Origin of the sequence: Stenotrophomonas geniculata ATCC 19374 = JCM 13324 (assembly GCF_001431625.1) — a bacterium.
In the GTDB taxonomy this organism is placed as follows: Bacteria; Pseudomonadota; Gammaproteobacteria; order Xanthomonadales; family Xanthomonadaceae; genus Stenotrophomonas; species Stenotrophomonas geniculata.
In genome coordinates this window covers 59072-73764 of record NZ_LLXT01000138.1, presented here as the reverse complement: position 1 = coordinate 73764, position 14693 = coordinate 59072, and the positions used below count along the sequence as shown (strand labels likewise).

The 14693-nt window shown below is 66.0% G+C and carries 11 protein-coding genes; 8 read left to right on the top strand and 3 right to left on the bottom strand.

Translation table 11 applies throughout. From position 1 onward, the window contains the following. Window positions 1-25 precede the first annotated feature (25 nt). The 6 genes from ARC63_RS18255 to ARC63_RS18230 are packed head-to-tail and all read left to right on the top strand — an operon-like array spanning window position 26 to window position 8036. Entirely contained in the window at window positions 26-1465 is a 1440-nt protein-coding gene (locus ARC63_RS18255) for a polysaccharide lyase 6 family protein (RefSeq protein ID WP_057504037.1), read from the top strand. Next, entirely contained in the window at window positions 1462-3690 is a 2229-nt protein-coding gene (locus ARC63_RS18250; RefSeq protein ID WP_057504036.1) for an oligoalginate lyase, read from the top strand. The genes ARC63_RS18255 and ARC63_RS18250 overlap by 4 nt, the downstream gene beginning before the upstream one ends. Next, the gene (locus ARC63_RS18245; RefSeq protein WP_057504035.1) at window positions 3687-4991 is read left to right on the top strand and encodes an MFS transporter; all 1305 of its coding nucleotides are present in this window, start codon (window positions 3687-3689) and stop codon (window positions 4989-4991) included. The genes ARC63_RS18250 and ARC63_RS18245 overlap by 4 nt, the downstream gene beginning before the upstream one ends. Before the next feature lie 60 nt (window positions 4992-5051). Next, window positions 5052-5804: an SDR family NAD(P)-dependent oxidoreductase gene (locus ARC63_RS18240; protein WP_010485596.1), complete on the top strand. Its 753-nt coding sequence runs from the start codon at window positions 5052-5054 to the stop codon at window positions 5802-5804. 14 nt (window positions 5805-5818) lie between these two features. Continuing rightward, window positions 5819-7006 (top strand): GDSL-type esterase/lipase family protein, encoded by a 1188-nt coding sequence (locus ARC63_RS18235; RefSeq protein WP_057504034.1) that lies wholly within the window; start codon window positions 5819-5821, stop codon window positions 7004-7006. A gap of 10 nt (window positions 7007-7016) precedes the next feature. Beyond that, window positions 7017-8036: a sugar kinase gene (locus tag ARC63_RS18230; protein ID WP_057504033.1), complete on the top strand. Its 1020-nt coding sequence runs from the start codon at window positions 7017-7019 to the stop codon at window positions 8034-8036. 10 nt (window positions 8037-8046) lie between these two features. On the opposite strand, the gene ARC63_RS18225 is transcribed toward ARC63_RS18230, so the two are convergent. From ARC63_RS18225 to ARC63_RS18215, 3 genes are all read right to left on the bottom strand, one after another. Next, entirely contained in the window at window positions 8047-8904 is an 858-nt protein-coding gene (locus ARC63_RS18225; protein ID WP_231298657.1) for a retropepsin-like aspartic protease, read from the bottom strand. Window positions 8905-9063: 159 nt separating this feature from the next. Further along, complete coding sequence (locus ARC63_RS18220; protein WP_057504031.1) at window positions 9064-10515, bottom strand: S41 family peptidase; 1452 nt, start codon at window positions 10513-10515, stop codon at window positions 9064-9066. Window positions 10516-10602: 87 nt separating this feature from the next. Next, complete coding sequence (locus tag ARC63_RS18215; protein ID WP_057504030.1) at window positions 10603-12177, bottom strand: S15 peptidase family protein; 1575 nt, start codon at window positions 12175-12177, stop codon at window positions 10603-10605. A gap of 325 nt (window positions 12178-12502) precedes the next feature. On the opposite strand from ARC63_RS18215, the gene ARC63_RS18210 reads away from it, so the two are divergent. Together ARC63_RS18210 and ARC63_RS18205 are read left to right on the top strand one after the other, a co-directional pair. Beyond that, window positions 12503-13636 (top strand): hypothetical protein, encoded by a 1134-nt coding sequence (locus ARC63_RS18210; RefSeq protein ID WP_197656483.1) that lies wholly within the window; start codon window positions 12503-12505, stop codon window positions 13634-13636. 288 nt (window positions 13637-13924) lie between these two features. Then, window positions 13925-14665: a DNA/RNA non-specific endonuclease gene (locus ARC63_RS18205; protein ID WP_057504028.1), complete on the top strand. Its 741-nt coding sequence runs from the start codon at window positions 13925-13927 to the stop codon at window positions 14663-14665. Window positions 14666-14693: the final 28 nt, after the last annotated feature.

The following is a 14693-nucleotide window of genomic DNA, read 5'->3' as shown; positions in this document are numbered from 1 at the left end:
GCCGGGCCGTCCCTGGAAGGATTTCATGCGCATTCACTCGCTGGCGCGTCACCCGTCCAACAATCCATCGCTGTTTTGCCTGGCCACTGGTCTGGTCATGTGCCTGACCACTTCAGCGGCAAGTGCAACCAGCTGGCTCGTCCACGATGTCGCTGAGTTCACTACCGCCGCCTCGGCGCTGCAGCCCGGCGATGAGATCGTGTTGGCTGACGGCATCTGGACCGACGCCCGGTTGCTGCTGAAGGGCCAGGGCACGGCAGCCGCGCCGATCACGCTGCGCGCGCAGACCGCCGGCAAGGTCGTCTTCAGCGGGCGCTCGGACCTGCGCCTGGCAGGGAGCTACCTGCAGGTGTCCAACCTGGTGTTCCGCAACGGCTACGCACCGGGTGATGCGGTGGTGGCATTCCGCGAATCGAGCAAGGCCGTCGCCAGCAACAGCCGCGTCACCGGCCTGGTGATCGACGACTACACCAACCCCGATGCCAGCGACCAGGACTACTGGGTTTCCTTCTATGGCAGCCACAACCGCCTCGATCACAGCCAGCTGCGCGGCAAGACCAATGCCGGGCCGACCGTGGTGGTGGTGCGCGATGCCACCCAGGGCCTGGACAACCAGCACCGCATCGACCACAACTGGTTCGGCCCACGCCCAGCGCTGGGCGTCAACGGCGGTGAAACGATTCGCGTCGGCACCAGTGACACCTCACTGAGCAATTCCAACAGCACGGTGGAGAACAACTGGTTCGAAGGCTGCGACGGCGAGACCGAAATCGTCTCCAACAAGTCTGGCGGCAATACCTTCCGCGGCAACGTGTTCTATCGTTCGGCCGGAGCACTGACCCTGCGCCACGGCAATGGCAACCGGGTGATCGACAATGTCTTCCTCGGCGATGACAAGGCCGGCACCGGCGGCGTACGCATCATCAACGCCGACCAGACCGTCAGCAACAACTACTTTGAACGGCTGGCCGGGTCCAGCAACCGGTCGGCACTGGCGGTGATGGATGCGCAGGCCAATCCGCCGCTGTCCGGCTATGCGCCGGTGGTGAATGCCACGATCAGCCGCAACACCTTCGTGGACGTGGCGAAGATCAGTTTCGGCGTCGGCCATGATGAGGCGAAGGGCATCGTGGTGGCCGCCAGCAACAGCCGCTTCACCGGCAACCTGATCGTCAACCGCACCAGCAGGAACCCGCCCAATGCCGCCAGTTCGCTGGCCGGTATCGACTTCAGTGGCAACGTGCAGTCGCCGGCAGCCAGCACTGTGTTCCCGGGAGGCGTAGAGAGCCGTGGTGTCAGCCTGCAGCAGGCTGATAGCGGATTGTGGGTTGCCACGCCTGCCCTGCCCGCCGTGGGTGCCGATCCTGCCCTGGCGATGACCGCGCGCGAGGCGACCGGCGTTGCCTGGTATCCCAAGGTGGGCGAAGTTGCCCTGCCACGCACCCGCAATGGAGTTGATCGATGAGGTTGCAGCCGCTGTTCATTTCCCTGGCTTTGGCCGCCCCCTTCGCCCTGCTGCCGAGCGCATCGCTGTTCGCAGCCCCCACTGCTGCCGTGCGACAGGCCGAGGCCGCGCCGGTACTGGTCACCGCCGCACAGTGGCAGCAGATGGCCAGCGAAGGCCGCCGCTACCCGCGGTTTTCCAAGGAACAGGCGCGCACCGAGGCGACGCTGAAGAAGATGATGAAAGCCGGTATCGACGTGCCGGTACCCAAGGACAAGGGCGGCGGGCGCACCCATGAACAGCACAAGCGCAACTACCAGGCGCTGCTGGCGGCGGGCACGCTGTACCGGCTGACCGGCGACAGGGCCTACGTGGACTATGCGCGCGACATGCTGCTGCAGTATGCCCAGCTCTACCCGACGCTGGGCCCGCACCCGGAAGGCCGTGGGCAGATCCCCGGGCGCGTGTTCTGGCAGGTGCTCAACGATTCGGTATGGCTGGTCAACGCCATCCAGGGCTACGACGCGATCCGCGACGCGCTGTCCGCCAACGACCGCAACACCATCGAATCGAAGGTGTTCCGGCCAATGGCCGAGTTCCTCGTCAGCGAGCCGAAGAACTACGACCAGATCCACAACCACGCCACCTGGGCGGTGGCCGCCACCGGCATGACCGGCTACGTGCTGCGCGACCCTGAGCTGGTGGAGAAATCCCTGCGCGGCAGTCGGAAGGACGATCAATTCGGCTTTCTTCGGCAGATCGACCTGCTGTTCTCGCCCGATGGTTACTACGAGGAAGGCCCCTACTACCAGCGCTATGCACTGGCGCCGTTCCTGCTGTTCGCCAATGCCATAGAACGCAACGAACCTCAGCGGAAGATCTTCGCGCGCCGTGACGGCGTGCTGTTGAAGGCCGTGGATGTGCTGGTGCAGTCCAGCTACAACGGCTTGTTCTTCCCGATCAACGACGCCATCCTGGACAAAGGCATCGACACCGAAGAGCTGGTGGCCGGCATCGGCATCGCCTATGCGCGTACCGGTGATGACCGCCTGCTGTCCGTGGCCCAGCAGCAGCAGCGCCTGCTGCTTTCGCCCGAAGGGCTGGAGGTGGCGCAGGCGCTGGCGGCGAACAAGGCCAAGCCTTTCGACTACAGGCCGATGCTGCTGCGCGACGGCCCTGACGGCGACCGCGGCGGCTTGGCCATTCTGCGCATGAACGGCGAGCGCGGCCAGGCGCTGGTGCAGAAGGACACCATGCAGGGCATGGGCCACGGCCACTTCGACAAGCTCAACTGGCTGTTCTACGACAACGGCAATCCAGTGGTGACCGACTACGGCGCGGCCCGCTTCCTCAACGTGGAAGCCAAGCGCGGCGGCATCTACCTGGCCGAGAACCGCAGCTGGGCCAAGCAGACCGTGGCCCACAACACCCTGGTGGTGGACGAGCAGAGCCACTTCAAGGGCGACTGGAAGCGCGGCGAGGAGCATGCCCCGCAGGTGCGCTTCTTCCAGGCCGATGCCGATACCCAGGTCGCCTCGGCAACCATGCGCGATGCGTATCCAGGCGTGATCTTCACCCGCACCCAGGCGCTGCTGCGCCACCCCGACCTGGGTCTGCCAGTGGTGCTGGATCTGTTGCAGGTGCACGGTAACAAGGCCGCGCGCTACGACCTGCCGCTGCACTTCAACGGTCACATCGTCACCACCGGCTTCGAGGCCGAACACTTCCCCGCCCAGCGCCCGGTGCTGGGCAAGGACAACGGCTACCAGCACCTGTGGCTGGATGCACGCAGCAAACCCGGCAGCGAACCGCGTTCGCTGGCCTGGCTGCTGGACGGCCGCTTCTACACCTACCGCTTCGGCAGCAGCGCACCCGCACAGGCGCTGCTGGTGGAAAGCGGCGCGAACGATCCGGAATTCAACCTGCGCCGCGAACCGGCCCTGCTGCAGCGCGTGGAAGGCCAGAAGGACGTGACCTTCTTCAGCGTGCTGGAGCCGCACGGCGAGTACAACGGCACCGCCGAGTACGTGCACGGCGCCGACAGCCGCATCAAGGACATCGTGCGCACCCGTGGCAGCGATGCCGAGGTGATCGAACTGCGCCTTGCCAGTGGAGCCCGCATCGCGCTGGGCGTGGCCGATGACAGCAGCGCCAAGGGCGAGCACAGCGTGACCGTCGACGGCCATGCCTACGGCTGGAGCGGCAGCCACGCGCGCATGGACCGCAGCAAGGATGACGCGAAATGAACGGCCCTGCGGTGGTGGCCAACCTGCGCAAGGTGACGGTGCGTTCAACAGTGCGCTGGCTGATCGTGGGCCTGATCGCCGTGGCTACGGTCATCAACTACATCGACCGCAACGCACTGGCGGTGATGTGGCCGGAAATCGCCAAGGAAGTGGGCGCGACCAAGGATGACTACGCGCTGCTGGTGACGGTGTTCATGCTGTTCTATGCCGCCGGCCAGTTCCTGTTCGGGCGCCTGTTCGACATGATCGGAACGCGCCTGGGTTTCGCTCTGTCGATCAGCGTGTGGTCAATCTCCATCGCCCTGCATTCGGTCACCCATTCGATGCTGTCCTTCAGCCTGGTGCGGGCGATGCTCGGCATCAGCGAGGCCGGTGCCTGGCCCGGCGCGGTCAAGGCCAATGCCGAGTGGTTCCCGGCACGCGAGCGCGCATTGGCGCAGGGCGTGTTCAACGCAGGTGCATCGATCGGCGCGATTGTCTCCGCACCGGCCATCGCCGGCCTGTACCTGTGGCTGGGCTGGCGCGGCACCTTCGTGCTGGTCGGTGCGATCGGCTTCCTGTGGCTGCTGCCATGGCTGTTTGTCTACCGCGCCGGGCCGGACAGGCATCCGTGGGTGAGCGATGCCGAGCGCCGGTTGATCCAGGAAGACCAGGCCGGGCAGCAGGCAGAGGTGGCACCGAAGGCCAGCGTTCGTGAGCTGCTGGCCCACCGGCAGAGCTGGGGCATGCTCGCCTGCCGCTTCCTGCTGGACCCGATCTGGTGGTTGTTCGTGTCCTGGCTGCCGATCTACCTGGCCGAAACCTTCGGCTTCGACATCAAGCAGATCGGCCTGTTCGCCTGGGTGCCGTTCGTTGGCGCGATGCTGGGCAGCCTCAGCGGCGGTTGGCTGTCCGGGCGGATGATCCGCGCCGGGCACAGCGTGGACCGCGCCCGCAAGCTGGCCATCACGCTGGGCTGCGTGATCATGGCCCCTGCCCTGCTGGCTGCCGTGCTGGCCAACCAGCCGCTGCTGGCGGTGCTGGCGATCGCTGCCGTGCTGTTCGGCTTCCAGGTGGCCATCGGCAACATCCAGACCCTCCCCGGCGATCTGTTCGACGGCCGCTCGGTGGGCACGCTGGCGGGCCTGGGGGGCCTGGCCGCCGTGGCCGGCACCTTGATCACCACCTGGCTGGTGCCGGTGCTGACCCGCCATTCCTACGCCCCGATCTTCATCCTCGTTGCCGCGCTGGTGCCGCTGTCGCTGGCTGCGCTGTGGTGGTGGACCGGGCCTATCCAGAAGCTCGACCGCCGCGCCGGTTGAGCCTGGGTCTCCTTCTTTTCCAAGTACATCCATTCCCCCGCAAACCAAGGAGTTTTCCGCATGTCGTTCCAGGACAAGGTGGCCATTGTCACCGGCGGCGGCCGCGATATCGGCCGCGCCGTTTCGATCAAACTGGCTGCCGCCGGTGCACGCGTCTGCATCAACTACGCCAATGATGAAGCCAGTGCCCAGGAAACGCTGGCGCAGATCCAGGCGGCTGGTGGCCAGGCCATCGTGCATCGCGCCGACGTCACCGATGCCGCTGCCGTTGCCGGCCTGGTCGCTGCAGCACAGACCGCGTTCGGTGAGCGCATCGACCTGCTGGTGAACGTGGCCGGTGGCATGGTGCAGCGTCGCCCGCTGGCCGAGATCGACCCGGCGTTCTTCCACACGGTGATGGACCTCAACATCACCTCCACCTATCTCACCACGCACGCGGTGGTGCCGCACATGCGCGAAGGCGCGGCCATCGTCAATTTCGCCTCGCAGGCCGGTCGTGATGGCGGCGGCCCGGGCGCATCGATCTACGCCACCGCCAAGGCGGCGGTGATGACCTTCACCCGCGCCATGGCCAAGGAGCTGGGGCCGAAGGGTATCCGGGTGAACGCACTGTGCTGCGGCATGATCGCCACCCGCTTCCACGACGAGTTCACCAAGCCGGAAGTGCGCACGGCCGTTGCCGGCGCCACCCCGCTGCGCCGCCAGGGTGCGCCGGACGAAGCCGCTGACGCTGCTGTATTCCTGGCCTCGGATGCGGCGGCGTTCATCACCGGTGCGAATCTGGACGTCAACGGCGGCACCTACTTCTCCTGACTGGAATCCTGCCCATGCAGCGCTGGACGCTCCTGCTTTCATTGACGATCTGTTCCGCCGCGGCCGCGCCTGCCGCTTTGGCTGCACCGGTCTGGGTCACCGCATGGACCGCCTCGCCGGCACCTGACCGCAAGGATGGCACCGCCGAGGCACCCGTACAGTTCGCCGCACAGACCGTGCGCCAGGACATCCGTATCGGCAGCCGTGGCGATGCGCTGCGGCTGCGCATCAGCAACGAGCTCGGCACGGCGCCCTTGCGGGTCGAGGACCTGCGCGTGGTAGTAAAGAACGGCAAGGCCGCACCGCTGCCGGTAACAGTGGATGGCCGCGTGGTCATCGAGGTGCCGGTGGGTGCCGCGCTGCTGAGCGATCCGGTGCGGATGCCGGTGGCGGCGCTGCAGGAAATCAGCGTGAGTGCCTATTTCCCGCAGCCCACCCGTCCCGCCGTGCGCCGCACCGAGCTGCGGGTAGCGGACGGCAGGCAGGCAACCGTTGCCGACAGCGTGCGGCTGAGCTACCAGCAGAACGTGTTCTCGGCGGTGATGGTGCAGCGCGCAGATCGTCCCCAGGTGATCGTGGCGCTGGGCGATTCCATCACGGAAGGTGCCACAGCCCGTCGCGGGACCTTCAACCAGTGGCCGGAGCGGTTGGCGCAGCGCCTGCAGCAGGCCTGCCCGAACCGGTTCGTGGTGCTTAACCAGGGCATCAGCGGCAACAAGCTGCTTGACCATGGCCGCAGCCACAGCGCCCTGTCACGATTGGATCGCGATGTGATCGCGGTAGCCGACGCCGATCAGGCCATCCTGTTCGAAGGCATCAATGACATCCGCCACGGTGGTGGCGCGCAGCCGCTGCCTGGCCGCAACGCGGCGGACATGCTGATGGGCTATCAGCAGGTTGCGGCGCGGCTGCATGCGCATGGCATCCGCGCCTGGCTGGGTACGTTGACCCCATTCGGCGGCTCCGAGCGCTATGAGCCCGTTTCCGCAGCCACCCGCACCACGATCAACCAGTGGGCACGCGGTGGGCAGACCGGGTTCGATGGCATCATCGATTTCGATGCCGCCCTGCGTGATCCGAAAGCGGCGGAATCGTTGCCCAACGACATCACCCGCGACCATCTGCATCCCAACGACGAAGGCTACCGGCGCATGGCCGATGCCATCGATCTGCGCATGCTGGGCTGCACCGCCACCGACTGAGAGAGAACCGATGAGCCGCGTCGTTTGTTTCGGTGAGTTGTTGCTGCGGCTGGGAGCGCCTGGCCGCGAGCTGTTGTTGCAGACGCCGCATCTGCAGGTTCATGTGGGAGGCGCCGAGGCCAATGTGGCGGTCTCGCTGGCCTGCCTGGGCCATGACGTGCAGATGGTCAGCACTGTACCCGGCAATGCGCTGGGGCAGCATGCGGTGGCCGAACTGCGGCGGCATGGTGTAGGTGTGGACGATGTTCGTGAAGTGGATCGCGACCGCATGGGGCTGTACTTCCTGGCCACCGGTGCGGTGCAGCGCGCCAGTGAAGTGGTGTATGACCGGGCGGGCTCTGCATTCGCAAACTGCAGTGCCAAGGATCATGCGTGGCCCACTCTGCTGTCCGGCGCGCACCTGCTGCATGTCTCGGGCGTGAGTCCGGCGCTGGGCGCCAACGTGGCCGAGTCGGTGAGGGGGGCCATGCGTGCGGCTCGCGCGGCCGGCGTCCAGGTGTCCTTCGACGGCAATTACCGTCCCTCACTGTGGCGACGCTGGGGTGGCGACGCAGCGGTGATCCTGCGTGAGATCTTCGCCGAGGCGGACATTGCGTTTGCCGATCATCGGGACATCGAACTGGTGCTGGGGCTGCACTTTCCGCAGGACGATGCGGTCGCTCGGACCGAAGCCGCTGCGGCGGCCGCTTTTGCCGCCTTCCCGCACCTGCAGTGGCTGGCCTGCACCCAGCGCGACGTGGTGTGTGCAGATCATCACATCCTGGGCGCGCTGCTGTTGGGGCGCGACGGCACGCGGGCGCAGGCACCACCGCGCCCGCTGCCCGGTATCGTTGATCGCATCGGTGGTGGCGATGCCTTTGCCGCCGGCATCCTGCACGGATTGCTGTCCAGGCTCGACGCAGAAAGCACCGTGCGCTTCGGACTGGCTGCGGGCGCGTTGAAGCACGCCATTCCCGGCGACTTCAGCCCGGTAGCGGAGGCGCAGGTGCTGGCTCTGCTGGGCAATGCAGGCGCGGATGTCCGGCGCTGAGCGCGCGCGATCACTCCGCCGGCGCGGTGACGAAACGACGATTGGGGCGCAGATAGATGCTGCCGGAACGGGCATCCAGCAGGATATTGAACTGCTGCAGTACTTCGCTGCCAAGCGTGCCGTCGCCCGTGGAGCCTTCGTCATCGACAGTGATCGAGGCTCTCTGCCCTTTCAGTTGCAGGGTCGAAATGCTGGCCTCGGGCACACGCACATCCACCGCGCGTATCTTCCGGCCCGCGCTGCCGCTGAACTGAGACGTTCCAAGTCGTTCCGGGAACGCCTCCTGCAGGCGGTGTGCGGTGCCGAAGGCGTAGGACAGGTCGACGTTGCCGTTGCTGCCGGTGCCCAGGGCAAGCCAGGGCGTAAAGGTGCGGCTGCCGTTGCCGAGCGAGACCTGGATGGCCGGGATGTTGTCAATCCAGCGCACGTTGGCCCGGACATACCCGGCATGATCGGGAACATCGTCGTGCACGCGCAGCAGACTGCGGTCGTAGTCGATTTCCAGGACCTTGCCCTGGAAGAAGGTCCAGCCCAGTACCGCATCGAAGGCGCGCCCCTTGTAGTCGATCAGCACCGCTCCCATCGGTCGCTGCAGGCTGCCGATCCGGACCGCGTTGTGCGTGCTGTAGTCGAGAAGCGTGACGCCATCGGAACCGGTGTTCTCGCTGTGGTCGTCAATGACCAGCTTCGCGTCCTGCTGGACATGCCTGGCAACCGCCATGGCCGACGCACCGGTGTCGACGAGAAAGCGCAGTGGTCGTGAACCATTGATCGTACCCTCGACATAGATCCGGTGATCCTTGCCCTGCTCGAAGGGAATGTCGGTGACCGCAGCACCGGCTGCGAGAGGCACCAGCATGATCGACATCGCGCATTGAAGCGCAGTACGAGGCAGTCCGCACATCCGAGAGCTCCTTCCGTCAGTAGAGCCGCAGCGGGCGCCGTGCTCATTGCGGGTTGGATGCCCCCGCCGGTGAAAAGGTTTAATGCATCCGTGCTGCGTCACCGGCACGCCACCAGGACCGGATCATCGTCCGGAGATCCACGCTTGAAGTGCTGCGGTGTCCCGCATGTCGCCGTCATAGCGACGATCAGGAACATGCGGTTCATTCGAACCGCGCACACGGCCCCGAAAAACCTTCATCGGTACAGAGATCCTGGCCAGGCCGCTCGGGAGCCGCTCCGGCCGGACATCCATGTAGAGGCTGTCGGCCGACGTCTCGACGCCCACCTGCACCGCGCCCAGCCGCTTCCACAGATCCAATGCATCGAGGCAGGCCGAGCCGCAGGTCGCGTCAGCCACGACCACCACCCTGCCCTTGCGTCCGGACCCGGCCCGCTCTGGTTGCGATAGAACGGCGGCCGGATCATTGGCGGGTTCCCGCCACAATGGCTGGCCTTGCTCCCTTGCCTGCGCCATCCCTGCGGTTACGGACTCCAGCATATGAAGCAGCGCCGGTGATGCGTCAGGTGCCTGCTCCAGTTTCTGCAGAAAACCACGGAGCTGGGCGATGTTGGGTTCGGACGCCCGCCACTCCACCCAGCTGTCGTCACGCACTGCATCGACGGCCTCGCGCCCCCAGATCAACCGCGCCAGCGCGATGCTCCAGTGCGACGCACCGCCGCTGTTGCCGCGCACATCGAGCACGATCAGGGGCGCCTGCTGCAACGCGTCGGTCGCCGGGGTGAGTTGCTGCAGCATCCGGGTGAGCTCCTGGAAATTGGCCGCAGCGGGATCGGCGTTGAAGCTGCTGGTGGTGATCCAGTAGCCACCGCATGGCATCGTGTGCCAGCCATTGGCTGGGCGGAAGCTGCGACGGGTATCGGCCAGGCGTTCCTTCCGGCTTCCCGGATCGAGTGCAACCCAGCGCAGCGTATGGTGCTGTTCTCGACCGTTCACACGAAAAACGCAGCTGCTCAGCATGGGCACGAACGGATTGCCCTGCTCCAGCAGCACTTCGCCACCACCATGGATGCGGCTGGCCTGCAGGTTCCAGCGGCCGCTGAAGTCACCCACCCGGCGTGCAGCCAGTGTCTGCGCATCGATGCCATCACAGGACAGCAATCGAGCCCCCAGCGGCGGATGGCCCGGACCACCGTCCACGGTCATGACGACCTGCGCATCGCCGTCGAAGCCGGTCAGGAACCCGGGCCATTGCGTTGGAAGATCGGGAGCGTCGGCAAGCGCGTTGAGGCTGACGTGGCCGTCATTGAAGGAGGCCGCGTAACCCTTCATGGCCCACCAGTAGCCCGCGAAGCTGTCGACCCTGCCCGCGCGCGAGCGGGCAAGCGCCGAGGCTACCTCCAACTGGGGAACGAAGCCGGGATTGCGCCGGTCGACCGTGCCCGGATGACTGTCGCGCATGGCTGCATCCGCTGCATCCAGATCTGCCAGCAGCGTGCGCGACCAGTCGGTTGGAACGCCTTGCGGAATGGGTGTGGCAAGCACCGCGCCCATCAGAAGCCCTGCGATGATCATGCCCACATCCCTCCCTTGGATCGATCTCCAGTCTCGCAGTTTTCCAGCCCGGCAACCCGCGCCCGCCGCAACGGGCGCGGACGCACATCAATGCAGCGGCACCTTCAACACCGAAGGCGCATTGGCCGGCGAGCTGAAGGTCACCGTGCCTCCCAACTGGCTGATGCCCGAATAGCGCAGATCCACCGTATCAACCACCAGGGTCAGGCGGCTGCCGGCCGGAATGTTCCAGCTGCTCGCTTCCAGGCGCAGGTCCAGCGTCTTCGGCTGGCCCGGCGTGGCACCACGCAGCGTGTAAGGCTTGTGGCTGATCAGCTGGCCGTTGCCCAGCACATCCTCGGCATACAGGTAGGCATACAGCGTGGTGTTGGCGCGGCTGGGCGTGACGGTCAGGCGCACCTCCGGCGCGCCGTCCAGGCGTCGTGCGCTCCACTGGACCGGCCCCTGCCAGACGCCGGCGGCGTTGCGGCCCACGAACGGAACATAGGCGCCTGGCGGCAGATTGATCATCTGCAGCGCGCCGGAGGCCATCGCCACGCCCGAGTTGGCAGCGGTCAGCAGGCCACTGCCGATACGGTAGTTCCAGCCGGTGCTGCTTCCGCTCTCGGCCAGGCCGCCGGTGGGTAGCAGAAGCCCTTTGGGTGAGGTCAGCGCATAGCTGATGGCGCCGGCATTGGTCGCCTGCCAGTTCGGATACGTGCTCCAGCTGCCCTTCTGCGACTTCAGCTGCACCGCGGGCTGCCGGTCGATGCCATTGGCTTCACCCTTGAGGTAGTGGTCGAACCAGTCGCCCACCGAATCGTAGACCTCGTTGGGAATACCCAATGCGCCAAAGGCTTCGTTGAGCGCATGGTCGCCATGGCGCAACTGCAGCTGCTTGGGGCCCTTCAGACGGTTGAAGAAGTCCACCAGCTGGCCCGGCGGGAACAGGCTGTCGTTGAAGGCGTTGGCCAGGAATACCGCTGGCTGGTTGGCGTTGATCTCATCGATGCTGGACCCGGGGCTGCGCTGCGCCGCCACCGGCAACAGCGAGTCCACCGCGCCCTGGTAGTTGCCGACCAGCACATTGCGATTGATGGTGGACAGCTCCGGTCCCGGGCGACCGGTGGCCAGGCCCGCGGCAACCAGCAGCGCGATGCCCTGCGCGCTGGGGGTGTCGTTGCTGTACAGCGAGGCCTGCAGGTCGGCCCAGCCGCTCAGTGCGGCCACTGCCTTGATGCGCGGATCGCGCGCCGCCGCCAGCAGGCTGGTGCCGGCGCCGTAGGAGATGCCCGAAACGCCGATTCGTGACGGGTCGGCGCGGGTGTTGTCCAGCGCCCAGTCAATCAGCGCACTGACGTCCTCGACCGTGGCCGGCCCGGCGATGTCGATGCTGCCGCCGGATTCCCAGAAGCCACGCGAGCTGTAGCTGATGACCACATAGCCACGCCGCGCCAGCGACTGCGCCACGCCCACGTATTCCACGCTGGGCACCGCCCAGCTGCTGGGCATCACCAGCAAGGGATACCGCCCGCTGCCCGCGTCCTGCGGTTCGATGACGAAGGCCCCGAGAGGCGTTCCATCCCAGCTGGGAATGGTGCGATGGGTGGTCTTGACCGTGGCCGCCCAGGCGGTGGGCGCCAGCCCGGTCAGCAGGATCAACAGCAGCAATACCTTGCGCATCGTGGTCTCTCCCCGTCGGTGGTGGTGCAACGGATCGGACCGTACCAGTGCGAATGGTGACAGGCACCTTGCGGCGCAGCATGACGTTTGCTGCATTGTCGCAGCCTTTGGATCGATGCTATGACGGGGTACTTCCCAAGGATGGACAGATACCATGAGGCCCCGGCCACTCTCACTTGCCGCCCTGATGTTGGGTGCAGTCGGCCCCGTGTCTGCGGACGGACCCGCGCTGTCCGACGTCGCCGCCGGCGCAGTTTTTGAAGAGGCGGAAGCGCTGTGCCAGGCCGACAACGGTCGGCTCTGGGGGGCGTCGCTGTGTGGGCCGATGATGCTGGTAGACCGGACCAGTCGACGGGTCACGGCATCCCATGCAGATGCACAGGGCCGCCTGCAGGTACGTGGAAAGGTCTTCGTCGGCCAGCTTCCGCCGGACGCGATCATCGCCAACACCGCCGTCGAATGGTCTGGCACCCGCTGGACGCAGCTGCTCTGGCCGCTGCCACAGGACGAAAGCCGGCGACGCACGCTGCTGGCCCACGAGATGTTCCATCGCCTGCAACCCGCATTGTCGATCGAAACGCCGGCAGAAGGCGGCAATGAGCACCTCGACACGCTCGAAGGGCGCTATTGGCTGCAGCTGGAATGGCGTGCACTTGCCGCCGCACTGTCCGCAACCGACCCCGGCGCACAGCGCAACGCGTTGAACGATGCGCTCGCGTTCCGTGCTGAGCGTTACCGTCACTTCCCGGCCGCCTCTCGGGACGAGGCCGCGCTGGAGTTGAATGAAGGCCTGGCCGAGTACACCGGCGTTCTCGTCGGCAATCCAACTCGCGCTGCGCGCATCGAAGCTGCACTTCATGACCTTCACGCCCAAGTGGGTGATCGCAGCTTCGTCCGTTCGTTCGCCTACGCGACCGGCCCGGCCTATGGCCTGCTGCTGGACCAGGTTGCGCCCGGATGGCATCGCAATCTTGTCCACCCCGCCCGGGATCTCGGTTCACTTCTGGCAGAGCGCACGCACACCACTCCACTCACCGGCGAAGCTGCACTGCTCACCACGGCAGCGCGTTATGACGGGCCTGCGCTGCGCGAAACGGAAGTGCAGCGGGAACAGCAGCGCCTTGCGCAGCTTGAACGCAACCAGGCCCGCTTTGTAACCGGCCCGGTACTGCGGCTGGATCTTCGCAGCATGCGCATCCAGTTCGACCCAGGCAACATGCAGCCGTTGCCTGGCAGCGGCACGGTGTATCCCACGATGCGGCTGAGCGACGTATGGGGAACGTTGACGGTCACCGACGGAGCGTTGATGCAGAACGACTGGAAGGCCGTGTTCGTGCAGGCGCCTGCATCGGGCGAACTGCCCCTGCAGGATCATGGATGGACGCTGAGCCTGGCGCCCGGATGGTCGCTGGCACCTGGAGCGCGCCGCGGCGACTACGTGTTGCGGGCACAGCCCTGAGCCTGGTGGCGAAGGGGACCGCCCCCCTAGCACGCGCGCATGTCACCCACGCGCCGTGTGATCTGACACCTCTCCAGTGCTTGCGGGCGGTCACAGCTTCGTCTTTTCGTCGTTGACCGAAAGACGACAGCTTGTGACGCTTACGACACCGCAGGGCCTCCACAGCCCAACAACGCGGTCACGTCCCACCGCAATCCGCTGCACCCGACTCCGCACCGTCTCCCCATGACCTCGCCCTGCCAGGTCGTGGCGGACGGCTGCGCCCTGAACTTCTGCTGGAGAACCGCAATGCGCCTTGCAAGCTTCTTCTTCGCGTTCGTCCTCAGTGCCTTCGCCAGCGCTGCCCAAGCCCAGGTCGTCACCCTCAACAAGGGCGGCTTCGTGCTCACCTACGATTGCAGCATCCACAGCGCCACCCGCTACGAATACACCCTGACCGCCGACACCGGCTCGGCTGCCCGGCCGTCCAGCTTCTACAAGGACCCCGACCTGCCGGCAGGCTGCCTCGGCCAGACCAGCACCGCCTCCTACGCCAGCATCAAGTCCGGCTATGACCGTGGTCATCTGGTGACCTCCAATCACATGGACTACAACGCGACCTACATCCGCCGCGCCAACTACATGACCAACATCGTTCCGCAGGTCTCCAGCTTCAACCAGGGCATCTGGGTGAAGGCCGAGAACGTGGCCGAGTGCTATCGCGACATCGCGCCGGTTGATGTCTATGGCGGCGTGGTCTACGGCGACGCCTCCAACGACTATTTCCTTTCCAGCCACGGCATTCCGACACCGGAGTTCTTCTGGAAGACGATCATCACCCGCGATCCGAACACCGGCACGGCCAAGGCGATCAGCTGGATCATCCCCAATGAAGCGAACCTGGGCAGCCTGGACAGCTACCTGGTAACCATCGCCGATCTGGAGGAACTGCTGGGTGCCAGCTACGTGGCCATCAACGCACCTGCCTCGCTGAAGAACATGCTGCCGGCCAGCACCTGGCCGCAGCCGGCGGGGTGTGATCTGGGTTGACCGGCCTGCCGGGAATGGGTGGCACCCT